Annotated in this window: 8 protein-coding genes; 3 read left to right on the top strand and 5 right to left on the bottom strand. The window is 67.4% G+C overall.

The annotated features are described in order from the left end of the window. Positions 1–77 precede the first annotated feature (77 nt). Genes MF609_RS09925 through MF609_RS09910 form a run of 4 tightly spaced genes read right to left on the bottom strand, consistent with a single transcriptional unit; the run spans position 78 to position 8,993 of the window. Entirely contained in the window at positions 78–1,712 is a 1,635-nt protein-coding gene (locus MF609_RS09925; protein WP_242416158.1) for an endo-beta-N-acetylglucosaminidase, read from the bottom strand. Beyond that, positions 1,709–4,114 carry a beta-mannosidase gene (locus MF609_RS09920; RefSeq protein ID WP_242416157.1) on the bottom strand — a complete coding sequence of 802 codons (2,406 nt, stop codon included), beginning with the start codon at positions 4,112–4,114 and terminating at the stop codon, positions 1,709–1,711. The genes MF609_RS09925 and MF609_RS09920 overlap by 4 nt, the downstream gene beginning before the upstream one ends. Beyond that, positions 4,111–7,110, bottom strand: coding sequence for a GH92 family glycosyl hydrolase (locus MF609_RS09915; protein ID WP_242416156.1), 3,000 nt, complete (start codon positions 7,108–7,110; stop codon positions 4,111–4,113). The genes MF609_RS09920 and MF609_RS09915 overlap by 4 nt, the downstream gene beginning before the upstream one ends. Next, positions 7,107–8,993, bottom strand: a complete 1,887-nt coding sequence (locus tag MF609_RS09910; RefSeq protein ID WP_242416155.1) for a sodium:solute symporter family protein — start codon at positions 8,991–8,993, stop codon at positions 7,107–7,109. The genes MF609_RS09915 and MF609_RS09910 overlap by 4 nt, the downstream gene beginning before the upstream one ends. A gap of 190 nt (positions 8,994–9,183) precedes the next feature. Between MF609_RS09910 and MF609_RS09905 the strand changes: the two genes are divergently transcribed. The 3 genes from MF609_RS09905 (at position 9,184) to MF609_RS09895 (ending at position 13,494) form a co-directional block, all read left to right on the top strand. Further along, a complete protein-coding gene (locus tag MF609_RS09905) occupies positions 9,184–10,176 on the top strand; it encodes a LacI family DNA-binding transcriptional regulator (RefSeq protein WP_242416154.1) in 993 nt (330 codons plus the stop codon). A gap of 79 nt (positions 10,177–10,255) precedes the next feature. After that, complete coding sequence (locus tag MF609_RS09900) at positions 10,256–11,146, top strand: ROK family protein (RefSeq protein ID WP_242416153.1); 891 nt, start codon at positions 10,256–10,258, stop codon at positions 11,144–11,146. A 14-nt stretch (positions 11,147–11,160) separates the two neighbouring features. Next, a complete protein-coding gene (locus MF609_RS09895) occupies positions 11,161–13,494 on the top strand; it encodes a GH92 family glycosyl hydrolase (RefSeq protein ID WP_242416152.1) in 2,334 nt (777 codons plus the stop codon). A gap of 10 nt (positions 13,495–13,504) precedes the next feature. Here the strand turns inward: MF609_RS09895 and MF609_RS09890 are convergent, their stop codons facing one another. Next, positions 13,505–15,844 (bottom strand): hypothetical protein, encoded by a 2,340-nt coding sequence (locus tag MF609_RS09890; protein ID WP_242416151.1) that lies wholly within the window; start codon positions 15,842–15,844, stop codon positions 13,505–13,507. Positions 15,845–15,979 lie beyond the last annotated feature (135 nt).

Raw genomic sequence — 15,979 nt, 5'->3', positions numbered from 1 at the left:
CTGCTGCCGATTCGAGCTACCGTTAATGATGTAATCGATTACATGCATCGCGCATGGTGATTATGTCAAGCGTCTTTCTAATTTCTGCAGCCGGCCTCGATCGTCAGCTGGCCAAGGTTCAGCGGCAGGCGGGCGGCGGGACGTACCGCGACCGACAGGCGCACGTCGCCCGTCCCCGGTCGCACGCACCAGCGTGTCTGCTGCCAGCCGCTACTGGCGGCAATCGACCGACCCGACCGTCCGACACGAAGGGCATAGCCCGTCCCACCCCGCGTGATCGCCGTCACCGTGACCGCCTGGTTCAGTCGCAGGCTGTAGAGCGGCACCTCCGCGCGCCGGCCCGCCCCCTGCGGGGCGATGCGCAGCGACGACCCGCCTTCGAAAGGTGCGTCGAAATCATAGTCGACGACGACCTGCCGCGTGCCGATCGTCGCGAATTGCCATGTCGGCAGCGCATCCTGTCGGGCCATGTCGTGCCACGGCCCGCCGACCACGGTCCCCTTACGCGCTTCGACCCGCCCATGGCCGGTGTTGAAGCTGGTGGCGAAGGGCAAGGCGGGGATCAGTCCTCTGGTCGGCGCGAGCGACGCGACGCCCGGCCAGCCCGCTCCGCCTGCCGTCGCCAGATCGCGCCCGTCGCCCGCGAACAACCGGCGCTCCGCATCGTAGAAGCGGGCGACGTCCCCGGCATCGCGGTCGAAATTGCTGAAGCGCGGCGTGCGGGCGTCGCCGGGCCAGCTGTAATTGAAATGCGGCGCGAACAGCGCGATCGATCCGAACGCCGGTCCGCCGGGCCGCTCGCGCAGCGCGTCCAGCCAATGGCTATTGCGAAACGCCGGCTGCGCATCGCGCGCGGGCCACAGATCGGCACCGACGAACACGTCGTACCGGTTGCGCCCCATCCGCTCGGCCAGTGCCGCGCCCTCGGCCAGCCCCGCCCTAGTCCAGTCGTAATTGAGGAACATCGCGTCCGCCGTGCGCCGCGTTCCATCCTGCAGGAACCGGGCATTGGCCGGGGTCAGCGCATTCTGCCAGCGGACGCGGCCATCGGGCAGCAGCGCGTCATACCAGTGGATCGTCATGCCCGCCGGCGCGATGGCGCGCAGTTCGGCCATGAACTCGATCATCGCCACGCCGTCGGCACCGGCGGTTTCGGCGTTCACGAACCAGCCGTCGAAGCCGTAAAACTGCGCGATCCGCACCAGCTGCCGTGCCACCGGGAAATGCCCCTGCGCATCGCGCCGCAGGACGGACGCGACCGTCTTCGGCGATCCGCCCCAGGCGACAGGTGCGAAGAACAGCGTGCCGATCACCTCGACGCCGTTGCGATGCGCCGCCTCCACCCAGTCGCGCGAGGGCAGGTTGACGCCGCGATCCGCCGTGCCGGCGAACCAGGCAAGCGTGTCGATCTGCGGCCAATGGGTGAAGACATAGCCGTTGAACCGCGCCAATCGCCCCCGCCGCCCGCCCAGATCGTTCATCCCGTCCGGGGCATAGAGAACGCGGACCTTCGGATCGATCGCCGCCCCCCGCCGCAGCGGCCGGGCGATGAAGCGCCGCGCCCTCGCCACCCGCGCGACATTGCCGGCGTCTGCCGTCGCCCCGTCCGGGGTCCAGCGCAGCAGTTCGTCGATGGTCAGCGATAGCGGCGCGCCCTGCGCCATTGCCGGTGCGGACGCAAGCAGCGCAGCGGCGACAGCGACGCCCCTCATGCGATCCAGTCCGCCAGACTGGCAACCGCGACCGGTGCATCCTCCCCCAGTCGCCCTTCGCGCAGTGTCAGGCGCCGTTCCTCACCCGGCAGCAGGTCGAAATAATTGTCGGAAAAGTTACCTGTATCGACCACGATCTTCACTGCCCGCGCGAAGTTGTCCGCACGCACGACCACGGCACCATCTTCGATCCGCGCCGACAGCCCCGGATCGGGCAAGCGGCGCGCGGTGGCATCGCCTACCATCCGCACGTCGCGGGCCATGTCTCCGGCCGCGCCGACGATCCGGCTGACCAGCACGTCGCCGGCCGCCACCGGCACCTGCGCCACGATGGCGGCGGTGTTGGCAGCGACCGTGACCTGCTCCACCGACCGCCAGCGCACCGCGCCGTCGAAGTCGATCAACTCGACCACCAACTCACCCTCGACCGGATCGCGCAGGTCCGACACGGCATGGATCGCAAAACCGTCCTCGACCGGTTCCGCCGACAGGATCAGCGGCGCGAACGACCGTGCCGCCTGATAATGCAACGCCTTCCAGCGGCCATAATAATCGATGCTCGACCACGAGATCGCGGGGAAACAGTCGTTGAACTGCCAGTAGAGCGAGCCCATGCAGCGCGGCATCGCCCGGCGATGCGCCTCGAAAGCGATGCGCAGGCCATCCGCCTGGGTCAGCTGGCTGAGCGTGCAGAAAGCGGCGAAATCGCGGGGTTCGCCATAATGGTGCCGCAGGAAGCGTCCGATGATCGCATCGCCGCGCGGATGCTTCTGGTGCAGCGCCAGCACTGCCGATCCCACCACCCGGTCGGCCGGATCGGTAAAGCGTTCGACCGAGGCGATGTCGGGATAGGACTGGAACCCATATTCGCTCATGAAGCGCGGCACCCGTTCGGCATAGGCGCTGAGCGGCTCCTCGCCATGCCACACGCCCCAGTAATGATTGTCGCCGCGGGCGTCGTCGGCAGGATCGTTCCAGAAACCGATCGGGGAGGACGGCAGGTAGAAACGGTCCGGGTCATGCTCCGCCACCAGATCGCGCAGCACTCGTTCGAACAGGTCGCGATTGGCCGCAACCAGCCGCTCGAACAGTTCGGGCGGGTAGCCGAAGGTCGTCGGCCAGTTCCAGTGCGCGATGCCCAGCGACACCTCGTTATTGCCGCACCAGAGCGCCAGCGAAGGATGCCGCCGCAACCGCCGTATCTGCTGCCGCGCCTCCTGCGCGACATTCGCCAGAAACGCCGGGTCGGACGGGTAGAGCGTGCAGCTGAACATGAAATCCTGCCAGATCAGGATGCCATGTTCGTCGGCCAGATCGTGGAACAGGTCGCTTTCGTACGTCCCGCCGCCCCACACCCGCAGCATGTTCATGTTCGCGTCGACCGCGTCGCGGAAGAGCTGGCGGTAGCGTTCCGGCGTCACCCGTTCGAGGAAGCTGTCCGATGGGATATAGTTCGCGCCCTTCATGAAGGTGCGCCGCCCGTTGACCTCGATCTCGAAACATTCGCCGATCGCGTCGGGTTCGTTGCGCACGCGGATGGTGCGCAGGCCGACCCGCGTCGTCGCCCGATCGATGACACCGGCATCGTCGCGGAGCGTCGCGGTGAAAGGGTATAGGAACGCCTCGCCGAGGCCATTCGGCCACCACAGGCGCGGATTGTCGATCACCGCACGCTCCGTCGCGCCAAGCACCGGTGCGATGCCAGGAACGTCGCATGTGATCTCGACCTCGCCCGCCCCCTCAATCTCGACATCGAACGCGACGACTGCCTGCGCCTCGCTCAGCGCCTCGATCCGATACTGCACGTCGACGATCCGGCCGCGCCGCACCACGTCGAGCCACACCGGCCGCCACACGCCCGACGGCACATATTTCGGCCCCCAGTCCCAGCCAAAATGATAGGGCGCCTTGCGGACATAAACGCTGGCATGGGCGTCGGTCTTGTCGTTCTCCGCCGGATAGGTGAAGCCGTCCGCCGCCTGACGCGCCTCTCCGTACAGGACGGGCGAGCGGAAATGGAGCGCCAGTTCGTTGGCACCGACACGCAGCCGGTCCTTGACCTCGACCCGGTGCGACCGGAACATGTTGTCGCTCGACAACAGGTCCGCACCGTTCAGCCGCACGTCGCACAGCGTGTCCAGCCCGTCGAACACCAGCGCCACGCTATCGCCCGCAAGTTCCTCGGCGGTCACGTCGAAGGTACAGCGATATTCCCAGTCCGCCCGCTCGATCCATTGCAGGCGCGGTTCGGCGTCGCCGAAATACGGGTCCTCGATCCGCCCGGCGCGCCAAAGGTCGGTGAAGTTCGACCCCGGCACCTGCGCCGGCAGCCAGTCCTCTTGCCCGAACTCGCGAAAGGTCCAGCCGCTGTCGAGTTCGCGGCGGGTCGTAGCAGGCATCATTGCAGGTTGATCTCGTCGAGGAACAGCCAGGCCGGCTTGCCCGGCGGCTTGAGGGAGGCGGGCATGTCGCCCCATGCGACCGCGCGAGCGCGGTAATAACGGTACGGACGACCGGGCAGCGGGATGGCGATCCGCTCGACCTGGCGCGTCACGCCCCGCCAAGCGCCAATGTCGCGCGTCGCGATCGGGGTCAGGCGGGCGGGATCGTCACCGGCCAGCACCTCGAACCGGCGCGGCGGCATGATGCCGTTCATCGCATCGTCGAGATAGCCGATGGTCAGCATCCGCGCGGGCTTCGGTGTGCCGAGGTCTATGGTCGCGGTGATGTCGCCGACCCGCCCGGTCCAGCGTTTGTCGCCATAGGCCTGCCCGCCGGTGATGCCGTCGATCAGCATCGCGCCGTCCTTCGCGCCATAGCCGATGCCGTCCTCCGCCACCGCGATGCGCGGGAAACCCGGGGCCAGCCCCTTCAGCAGACTGCGGACATAGCGCCGCTCCAGCGTCACGCTCCGCCCAAGCGACGGATCGAACGCCGCCGCGCGGATGACGGTATCGCGGTCGATCCGCAGCGGCGCGGCATAGCGGGTGGAAGCCGGCGTAGGCTCCCCACCATCCCGCGTATAGCGGATGGTGCCACCCGCAGCGCGCAACGTGACGTCGCGCGTCACCGCGAAACGCGGATCGTCGACCGGGTCATAGGGTGCCCACGGCGCCCGCTGGGTGACCCGCACCGGCGCCCGGTCGTCGAACGCGCCGAGGCTGGCATCCTCCGGCTTGGTGCCCCAGCGCGACGGCTGCGCCCCCATCACGAACCGCAGCGTACCGCCCGCCAGCAGTTGCGCGTGCGTCAGATAGCTCTTGGTCAGCGGACGTCCGTCCAGTGTCGCCGACTGCACATAGATGTTACGCGGCGACAGTCCCTCCGCCTCGACGGTAAAGGTCCGCCCGCCGGGCAGCGTCAATGTCGCCCGGCGGTGATAGGGCGCACCGATCTGATAGGTCAGGTCACCCGGCGCGACCGGATAGAAGCCCAGCGTGCTGAACACATACCAGGCCGACATCTGCCCCAGATCGTCATTGTTGACCAATCCGCCGGGCCGGTCCGCATACATTTCGCGCACCACGCGGTTCACATAATATTGCGTCCGCGCCGGCTGTCCGGCGAGGTTGAAGAGGTACGGCATCTGGTGCCCCGGCTCATCGCCATGACCATAGCGCCCGACAAAGCCCGACAGGTCGACATGCTGTTCGCCCCCGATCGGGGTCGTGTCGCGAAAGATCCGGTCGAGCCAGTTGCCATAGGCCGCCCGCCCACCATGCAGCCGGATCGCCGCCGCCATGTCATGCGGGGTATAGGCCGAATAGGCCCAGATATTGCCCGACACATAATGGCGGTTCAGGTCACCCCAATCGTCCCGCCGCATCGGCGCGAACCGCCCGTCGGCCAGCCGCGGCAACAGCCAGCCACTGGCCGGATCGTACAATTGCCGCCACCCGGTCGCCCGCTCGACGAACAGCCTGGCATCGTCGGCCCGGCCAAGCTTCGCCGCGACCTGCCCGATGGTCCAGTCCTCGTAATTCTGCTCGGTCGTCTTCGCCACCGAACTGGCGACGTCGGCGGGCACGAAACCATAGCGCAGATAGCCGTCCATGCCGTTCAGGTCATAGACGTTGCTGTGCTTGGTCCGGTCGAACGCGCTCGCCCGGATCGCGGCATAGGCGCTGGCCGGATCGACCCCCGGCAGCCCCTTGATGACCGCATCGGCGATGATCGACACGATCGGATAGCCGATCATCACCCGGTTATCATGCCCGACCGCTTCCCAGCTGGGCAGGATCAGCCCGGCATCGCGGTGGCGCGACACCATGCTGGCGACGATGCCGCCTGCCTTCACCGGATCGACGATCGTCAGCAGCGGATGGACCGCGCGGTACGTGTCCCAGTTCGAAAAATTGCTGAACTGCGGGATGGTCGAGCGCAGCACGCGGCCCTCGACGCGATACGCTCCGGTCACGTCCGACACCAGGTTCGGCGCGATCGCGGCATGATAGCTGGCGGTGTAGAAGATGCGCTTCTTCGCGGCATCCGGCTCCTCGATACGGATCGCCGACAGCCGCTGTGCCCACGCCGCCTGCGCCGCGCGGCGCACCGTGTCGAAGTCCTTGCCCTCCGCCTCCGCCCGGAAATTGGCCAGTGCGCCCTCTGCCGAAGCGTGGGAGATCGCCACCGCAACCTCGACCTGCCCGACATCCTTGCCGAAGCGGACATAGGTTCGCCGCGCCGCGCCCGTGCCGCTGCGCCCGGCGACCGGCCGATCGGCTTCGGTCAACTGCGCCGTTTCGAACGGTTGCGAGAAGCGCGCCACGAAGTAGACGGTGCGCCCGCCGGCCGACGACCCGATGGTCCGCCGCCAGCCACGGATTTCGCGGTCCGACACCACCTCGATCCCGCTTTCCAGCGCATGGTCGTCGCCGACCGCATGGATCGGATCGACCACGACATAGCGATCGCCCGCCCCGTTGAAGCGATAGCGGTGGAAGCCGGTCCGCAGCGTCGCGGTCAGCTCGACATCGACATCGGCATCGTCGAGATGGACGCGGTAATAGCCCGCCTGCGCCTTTTCCCGATCATGCGAGAAGCGCGAGCGATAGCCGCTGCCGGGCCGGTCGAGCGCGCCCATCGCCGTGCCAGCGACCCGCGTCGGCATCAGCAATATGTCGCCCAGCGCGCCCAGTCCCGCGCCACTGATATGGGTATGCGCGAACCCGTCGATGACGGTGTCGCTGTAATGATAGCCCGAGGTCCATTTCCACCCGTCGCGGCTGTTCGACGGGCTGAGCTGCACCATCCCGAACGGCAGTGTGGCACCCGGAAAGACATGACCGTCGCCATCGGTGCCGATCATCGGATCGACCCACGCCACCGGATCGTCCGCCTGCTGCGCGACGGCCGGAACCGCCAGCGCCAGCAGCATCGCCCCTGCGAACGGCCTCACGCCGCGCGCTCCACCGGCCCGCCGCTCAGATCCTCGGGCCAGTCGGCCAGTCGCCGATACCAGGTCCGCCACAAAATCCCTCCGCATACCAGCACGACGACCAGACACGCAGCCATCGCGGCAAAATTCTTGACCACCAGGAACACCGGCGTCGCCACCAGCGCGGTCTGCATCAGCGTGCCGACCACGATGTTGAAGGCGTTGCGCGGCAGCTCGCGATTGGGCTGCGCTGCCGGGTTCTCCGCCTGCAACAGTGCCTGCACCGGCCCCCAGAAGCCCCAGGGCCGCACCTGCCGATAGAAACCGAGCAATACCGCCGGATCGGTCGGCTTCGTCATCAGGCTGGCCCCGATCGCCACCGCGCCTGACACGAGGATGATGAGCGGAAACAGGTACAGCGGCAGGATCGCCCCCGCCTGCGGCAGCAGCGGGCCGAACACGAACGGGAAGCTGAGCGAACAGGCGATGCCCGCCACCATGCCGGCGAAATAGCCCTCGCCGTTGAAGCGCCACCAATACCATTTGATGACGTTCGACACGGTGTATCCGCCCCACAGGCCCGACACGATCCATTGCAGCGCATCGTTGATCGACGCGACGAACAGCCCGATCCCCATCGCCAGCAGCACGACCGCGATCGAGACCGCATAGCTCAACCGCACCAGCAGCCGCTGCGACGCTTGCGGGTTGACGTACCGGCGGTACACATCGTTGACGATGTAGAGCGGCGCGGCATTCAGGCTGGAGGCGAACGTCGCCATGAACGCCGCCAATAGCCCGGTGACGATGACCCCGCGCACACCCGCGGGCATGAACGCCTGGATCGCGGCGGGCAGCAGGTTCTCGAAATCGACCTTGCCGCCCGAGGCCAGGTCCAGCCGGTCGGCGAACACCAGCGCCAACACGGTGAACCCGGCGATCATCAGGTACCGGATCGGCATCAGCACGACCGAAACGAAGCCGGTCACCTTCGCCGCATCGCGCGGGGATCGCGTCGCCAGCACGCGCTGCATGTCGTAACTCGGTGCCGGCCCCGCCGCGCTCTTCAGGATGCCGGAGAACAGCATCATCATCATCAGCGCGGTGAACAGTTCGTACCCGTCGCCCGCGATCTTCGGCGCCGCCTCCGGCCGGATCGCGCTCCAGTCGAGTCCCAGATGCCAGCCGAAGCCCGGACTCATCCACCCGTCGGGCGTGGCGGCGGCGATCTGCGCCGGGGTCACCATCGTCATCGCCATGCCCGCGACGAAGAACGCGGCCAGCGTCATGATCCCGAATTGCAGCACGTCGGTCCACACGATGCCCGGCAACCCGCCCAGCACGACATAGATCGTCACCAGCGTCGTGAAGAACACCGCATAGGCGACCGGCACCTGCGCGGGGCTGAGCGTCAGCCCAAGCGCCGGGCCGATCGATTCCCATGGCAGGAACAATTCCATAAACTTGCCGATGCCGACGAACGCATAGACGAGGAACCCGACGACGCAGATGACCGAGAACAGCACGACCGACAGATGCGACAGCCGGCTGCCGCGATTGTCGCCGAAGCGGAACAATATCCACTCCGCCCCCGACCGCACGTTCGACCGCCGCAGCCAGACGGCGAGATACGCCATCAGGAACACCTGGTTGAACACCGGCCACAGCCATGGCAGCCAGATGCTCTTCATCCCGTACAGGAACAACAGGGTCGACAGCCACATCGTCCCCGAAATGTCGAACATGCCGGACGCATCGGACAGGCACAGCAGATACCAGGGCATCTTCTTGTTGCCGAGATAATAGCTGTCGATGCTCTCCGCCGCCCGCGCCCGCACCTTCAGCGCGATCGCCAGTGTCGCCACCAGATATGCGAGGACGATCAGCCCGTCGATCGGCGCCACGCCGCATTCCCCCCTTGCCGGGTCCGCGTCGGGACCGCTTCGTTGGCCGCAAGCCTAGGCAGCACGACGCAAGCCCGCAAGCGAATAATGTAATGGATTACATAACCCGTTCGCGCTATCGCCGCGTCCTGCCCGCCCGCTTGACTCGCGGCCGACGCTTGGCAGAGTCCGGCGCGGGGAGCATCACGCCATGAGCAGTATCATCGATGTCGCGAAGGCGGCGGGCCTGTCGACCGCGACCGTGTCGCGCACGCTGCGCACCCCCGAGAAGGTGACCGAGGCGACGCGCGCCCGGGTGATGGCCGCGGTGGAGGCGGTCGATTATCGCCCCAACCTGCTGGCGCGCAACCTCCGCTCCGACCGGTCCTTTTCGGTGCTGGTGCTGGTGCCCGGCATCGCCAACCCCTTTTTCGCCAACGTCACTGCCGGCATCGAATCGATCGCGTGGCGGCGCGGTTATTCGGTGTTCCTCGGCGACACCCGCGACTCCCGCGACCGGGAGGCGCATTATGAACAGCTGGTCGAAACCCGCCTTGCCGATGGCGTGATCCAGCTGTCGCCCGATTACGGCTTCAACGCGCGGCAACGGGCGGCGACCTATCCGATCGTCCATGCCTGTGGCTGCGAACTGACCCAGGCCCCCTCGGTTCGCATCGACAATGCCGGTGCGGCCCGTGAGATGGCCGACCATCTGATCGCCGCCGGCCATCGCCGCATCGCCACGATCAGCGGTCCGGCGGCCAACCCGCACGCGGTCGACCGGATGAAGGGCTATCGCGCCGCGCTCGACGCAGCCGGCATCGCGTTCGATCCGGCGCTGTTGCGCTTCGGTGACTGGTCGATGGGGTCGGGACAGGCGGCGGCCAACGAGTTTCTTGCCCTGCCCGACCGACCGACCGCAATCTTCAGCATGAACGACGAAATGGCGATCGGCGCGATCCAGGCGGCGACCGCGCACGGGCTGCGCGTGCCGCACGACCTCGCCATCACCGGCTTCGACGATATCAGCTTCGCCGCCCATTCCACCCCCTCGCTGACCACCATCGCCCAGCCTGCCGAAGCGATGGGCGCCAAGGCCTGCGAAATCCTGATCGACCGGATCGAGGGCAAGGGCGATGACGACACGGTCCATATTCTCCCTCACGAACTGATCGTCCGCCAAAGCAGCGCACCGCCAAATTAAGCTTGGTTTTGGCCGATGTAATGGATTACACGGCCGATACAGGCGATGACAAATCCGTCGCGTCGGACAGGGAGGGCGGATGCCGATGATCGTCGGAGTCGACATTGGCGGGCATCACGTCGCAGCCGCTGCGGTCACACAAGGCGCGCTCGTCCCCGACAGCTATCGTCACGTCGCCTGCACCCCGGCGGATGAACGCGCCACGCTGATCGCGGCATGGGCCGGGGCGATCGACGCGGTCACCGACCATGCCGGCCCCGAACGGGTAGCAGGCATCGGGATCGCCATGCCTGGCCCGTTCGACTATGCCGCCGGTATCGCCCATTTCGCGGGCAACGCAAAGTTCACCGCGCTGTACGGCGTCGACGTCGCACAGGCACTGACCGAAGCGCTGCGCCATCCCCGCCCGATCCGCTTCCTCAACGACGCCACCGCCTTTGCGATCGGAGCGGTTCCGGTACGGGGCAACGTCGTCGGCGTAACGCTCGGCACCGGGCTGGGGTCGGCGTTCCTGCGCGACGGCATTCCCGCGATCGATGGCGACGACGTACCGCCGCATGGTTCGCTATGGCACCTGCCCTTTCGCGAGGGCATCGCCGACGACCATGTCTCCGCCCGCTGGCTGACCGCGCGTATCGCCCGGCGGCTGGACGGTATCGCCACGGTCGTCGCCGCCGCCGAAGCGGCCCGCGCCGGTAACGGAACCGCCGTCACGATCTTCGCCGATTATGGCGACAATCTCGGCACTATCCTCTCGCCTTGGGTCGAGTGCTTCGGTGCCGGAACCGTGATGCTCGGCGGTCGCATCTGCGGCGCGTTCGACCTGTTCGGCCCGGCGCTCCGCCGGCACCTGCCCGCCACCCATATCGCGGTCCATCCCGATACCGAACGCGCCGCGATCCTCGGCGCCGCTCGCACCTTCGACGCGTCCTTCTGGGACCGCGCCCGCCACCACCTGCCGACCCGTTGAGAGAGGACCGCCGCATGGCCCTGCCCCGCCTGACCGCCACCGCCACTGCAATGGCGCTGATCCTTTCGGCCGTGACGCCGGGCATCGCGCAGGAACGGCGTGCCGATCCGGTCGATCTGGTCAACCCGCTGATGGGCACCGATTCGACCTATGAGCTGTCCTACGGCAACACCTATCCGGCGATCGCGCTGCCCTGGGGCATGAATTTCTGGACGCCGACCACCAACAAGGCCGGCGACGGCTGGGCGTACCGCTATCGCGACACCAAGCTGTGGGGGTTCAAACAGACCCATCAGCCCAGCCCGTGGATGAACGACTATGGCGCCTTCTCGCTGATGGCGATGACCGGCGCGCCGAAACTGGCCGAGGCCGATCGCGCGTCGTGGTTCTCGCACAAGGCGGAGGTGGCCCACCCCTATTATTACAGCGCCTATCTCGCCGATTATGACACCACCGTCGAAATCGCCCCGACCGAACGCGCCGCGCAGTTCCGCTTCACCTTCCCTGACAGCGACCAGAGCTGGATCCTGCTCGACGCGTTCGACAAGGGGTCGGCGGTCACGATCCTGCCGAAACAGCGCCGCATCATCGGCTATGCCAGCAACAACAGCGGCGGCGTGCCTGCCAATTTCCGCAACTGGTTCGTGCTGGAATTCGACCACGACTTCACCGTCGCCGACACGATCGGCGACGGCTTCAAGCGCCAGAGCGGCGTCACGCAGGCGCAGGGCAAGCGCGTCGGTGCGCTGGTCGGGTTCCGCACGCGCAAGGGCGAACAGGTGAACGTCCGCGTCGCCTCCTCCTTCATCAGCGCGGAGCAGGCGCAGCTGAACCTCGACCGCGAACTCGGTCGCGACGATTTCGACACGACCAGGGCCAAGGCCCGCGCCGCATGGTCCGCACTGATGGGCCGCTACAAGGTCGACGATCCCGACCTCGACAATGTCCGCACCTTCTATTCCGCGCTCTACCGCACGCAGCTCTTTCCCCGGCGCTTCCACGAATATGATCGCGCGGGGCGGATGGTCCATTACAGCCCGTATAACGGGAAAGTTCTTCCCGGACCCATGTTCACCGACAACGGCTTCTGGGACACCTTCCGCGCCGTATTTCCGCTATTCACGATCATGGAGCGCAAGCTCGATGGCGAAATCATGGAGGGGTTGGCCAACACCTATCGTGAATCGGGCTGGCTGCCCGAATGGGCCAGCCCCGGCCACCGCGACGTGATGATCGGGTCGAACTCGGCAGTGAACATCGCCGATGCGTATCTGAAGGGCATTCGCGGCTACGACATCGAAACGCTGTACGAGGCGATCAAGAAGAACGCGACGACCAGCGTCGGCCGTCCCAAATCGGCGGAGGGCAAGACGATCAGCGCGGTCGGGCGTGAAGGCGTCGAATATTACAACCGCCTCGGCTACGTCCCCTATGACGTCGGCATCAAGGAGAACGCCGCCCGTTCCCTCGAATATGCCTATGCCGATTTCACCATCGCGCGGCTGGCGGAAGCATTGGGCAAGAAGGACGACGCCGCGATGTTCCGCGCACGGGCGCAGAATTATCGCAAGCTGTTCGACCCGACGGTCGGCTGGATGCGCGGCCGGAATCAGGACGGGACGTTCCAGACGCCGTTCAACCCGCTGAAATGGGGCGATGCCTTCACGGAAGGCAATTCGATGCATTACAGCTGGTCGGTATTTCAGGACGTACGCGGCCTGATCGACCTGATGGGCGGCGACCGTGCCTTCGTTGCCAAGATCGACCAAGTATTCGACAGCCCGCCCAAGTTCGACGAAAGCTATTACGGGCAGGTCATCCACGAAATCCGCGAGATGCAGATCGTGAACATGGGCAATTACGCCCATGGCAACCAGCCGATCCAGCATATGATCTATCTCTACGACTATGCCGGCGCGCCATGGAAAACCCAGTGGCACGTTCGCAACGTCATGCGCCGCCTCTATGCCGCGCAGCCCGACGGCTATCCGGGCGACGAGGATAACGGTCAGACCTCGGCATGGTATGTGTTCAGCGCGCTGGGATTCTATCCGGTCACCCCCGGCGCGAACCAGTATGTCATCGGATCGCCGCTGTTCCGCCGCAGCGAAATGGCGCTCGAAAACGGCAGGCGTTTCGTGGTCGAGGCGCCGGGCAACAGCGCGGCCAATGTCTATATCCAGTCGGCGACGCTCAACGGGCGCAAGCTGGATCGCACCTGGATTTCGCAGGACGAGATCATGGCCGGCGGCACGCTGCGCTTCGTGATGGGGCCGACCCCGAACAAGGCCTGGGCGACCGGCCCCGCCGCCGCGCCCTATTCGATGAGCCAGCCCGCGGCGCGGTGATCCGGGCGGGTCACTTCACCCGCAGCACTGCGTCGCCGGCATCGTGGAGCTTGAGGTAGAGCGTCCCGTCGCTGCCGCGCGGGACCGAAACCGACGTGCCGACGAACCCGCCGGGCAGCGTGACCGCCCCGGCCATGTCGCGGGACGTCCCGATCGCCGCGATCAGGAACAGGTCGCGGCCGGTCACGGTGCAGCTGTCGCGACACTCGATTCCGGTCAGCACCGGCAGCCGCACCAGCCTCGCCAGCGTCTGCCAGTCGCCCGCCGCACCGCCGCGCCACGCCCGGACGCGCAGGTCGCCCGACACGGCCGGCCCGAACGCAGCCTGCGGCGCGATGCTCGTCACCAGCACATCGTCACCGACCCGCTGCACCGCGCCCGACGCGATGGTCAGCCGCTTGGTCGCAGCGCCCGCCGCGATCTCGATCCCGTCCTCTGCCCCACGCACCCCGTCCGCGATCCTTGCCGAGAAGGTCAAGGTGGCGGTCGTCGGCACCAGCCCGTCGGGCAGTTCGATCGGTCGCGCGCCAGCCGGCGGGTCATACGCCACCCGCCGGTCGAGTAACTGCACCACCGGCCGCGCCGGCGCGACCGTCGCGGGTACGCTGGCGCTGCGCCCGTCACGCAGTTGCACGCTGGCGGTCGTATCGGCCATCTCACCCAGCGGCGCGTCGGTTGTCAGGACCAGCCGGTCACCCTCGCCGACCCGCGTCAGCGCGCCGGCGGCAAAGCGGGTGCCGCCCAGCGTCAGTCCGGCCACCTGATCCAGCCGCGCGCCCTCCAGCACGCCGTCCTTGTCCCCCCGATGGACGGTGAACCGGTCGAGCCGGCTCGGCTCCGCCCGCCCGGTCAGCGCGATCTGATCCGGGGCGACCGCCCCGTGGCGCACGACCGTCAGCGTCAGCGGCCCCGGTCGCGTCTTGCCCAGCGGCAAGGTCGCTTCGATCCCGTCCGCGCCCGCCGCCTTCCAGCTGAGCGACCGGCTCAACCCCCCCGCATCGCGCAGCGTCAGCCCGGACACGCAGGCTGATGCCCCGCCGCGCAGCACCAGTGGATGATCGCGCCCGACGATCACGTTCGCATCGGGCTGCGGAGTCCATGCGCCGGGTCCGTCGATCTGCGCCGGCACGCGCGGCCCGCTGAACCGGTCGAAGCCCCAGTTGCCCTGAACCACCGCGTCACGGATCGGCCCGGCGACCGCAGCCCCACCGCCCAGCACCAGCCCGCCGCGTTCGGCATCCGGGGTCAGCTTCAGCAGCGACACCTCGCCATCCGCCGCCGTGACCTTCAGCGTCAGGTCGCGGGCATAATCGGTCGCGAACAACAGCGCCGCATCGTCCAACGGCAGCACGAGATCGGGCTTGGCAAGGCACAGCGCCCCCTGTGCGGCCGACCGCCACAGAGGCGGCGGCGCGTCGCCGATCGGCGGCAACGGCGCGACCAGCACCGATCGCGGGTTCTGGAACGACGGCGCGCTGTTGAGTTGCAGGTGGATCGCCTTGCCCTGCCCCAGCGCCAGAGCCGGAAGGTACTGATATTGCGCGCTGCGAAACGCACCGAACAACCGGGCAAGGTCGCGTGCCAGCCCGATATAGGGGCTGTAATAGCCCGCCCCGCCCTCGCGCGTCGCCGCCACGCGGTACGCGATGTCGACCGGCGCACCGGTCAGCGTCTCCGTCAGCGTCGCACCGCGCTGCGCCTGCAACACCAATGCGTCGCGCTGCTGTGTCAGGCACGCGGCCTGCAGTGCGCGCTGCTTCAGCAGGCAGTCGGCATTGAGTTTGATGCGGAGCGCCTCGGCCAGCACCGGTGCGGCGGTGGCCAGTCGTTCGGGCGCGGCGTCGCCGATCCGTCCGATGGCTCCCACGAACGCGTCCAATCGCTGCCGGTCGAGCGATGCCTGGTACAAGTCCTGTGCCGCGCGGACGAACACGCCCGGCCGCCCGCGCACCGCGCCACGGACGGCGGAAAAGCCACCGCCGGCTTCGGGCGCAAGGAACAGGATCGCCTGTTCCGCACCCTCCGGCACGGTGACGGTCAGCACGTCCTTCTTCGGCTTCCAGGTCTCGACCGAGAAGAACCAGTTCTTGGGCGGCGGATTGGTCGCCCCGCGCAGGAACGCGACGACCAGCAGGTAGCGTGCCGACTGGTCCGCCGGCAGCAGCGCGCGGGCGGTCAGCCGGTCTCCGCCCCTGAGCGACGGCACCGTCGCGACCGGCAGTTCGACCTCGCCCCGCGTGACGCTGACCGCGACTTCCGGTCCGTCGAGATCGAACCCGTTCTGCTGGGCAAGCGCCGGACCGGCGAACAGCGCCGACAGCGCGGCGAGGAACAGGAATACGCGAACCATGGCGGGCGCTATAGCGGATGGGCAGCGGGTTGATCCACCGGCTTCCCCACCTCCCGAAACGGCTATGGTCGTCATTCCCGCGAAGGCGGGAATCCATAGCCGCCAGCATTTCGATCAAGCCGGCGCAGTTGCGTG

Source organism: Sphingomonas panni, assembly GCF_022664435.1.
In the GTDB taxonomy this organism is placed as follows: domain Bacteria; phylum Pseudomonadota; class Alphaproteobacteria; order Sphingomonadales; family Sphingomonadaceae; genus Sphingomonas; species Sphingomonas panni.
This window is presented reverse-complemented; position numbering and strand designations above follow the sequence as displayed.

Coding starts and splice junctions, on each gene's coding strand:
- MF609_RS09925 (WP_242416158.1), bottom strand. CDS start 1,712: ATGAGGGGCGTCGCTGTCGCCGCTGCGCTGCTTGCGTCCGCACCGGCA.
- MF609_RS09920 (WP_242416157.1), bottom strand. CDS start 4,114: ATGATGCCTGCTACGACCCGCCGCGAACTCGACAGCGGCTGGACCTTT.
- MF609_RS09905 (WP_242416154.1), top strand. CDS start 9,184: ATGAGCAGTATCATCGATGTCGCGAAGGCGGCGGGCCTGTCGACCGCG.
- MF609_RS09900 (WP_242416153.1), top strand. CDS start 10,256: ATGCCGATGATCGTCGGAGTCGACATTGGCGGGCATCACGTCGCAGCC.
- MF609_RS09895 (WP_242416152.1), top strand. CDS start 11,161: ATGGCCCTGCCCCGCCTGACCGCCACCGCCACTGCAATGGCGCTGATC.
- MF609_RS09890 (WP_242416151.1), bottom strand. CDS start 15,844: ATGGTTCGCGTATTCCTGTTCCTCGCCGCGCTGTCGGCGCTGTTCGCC.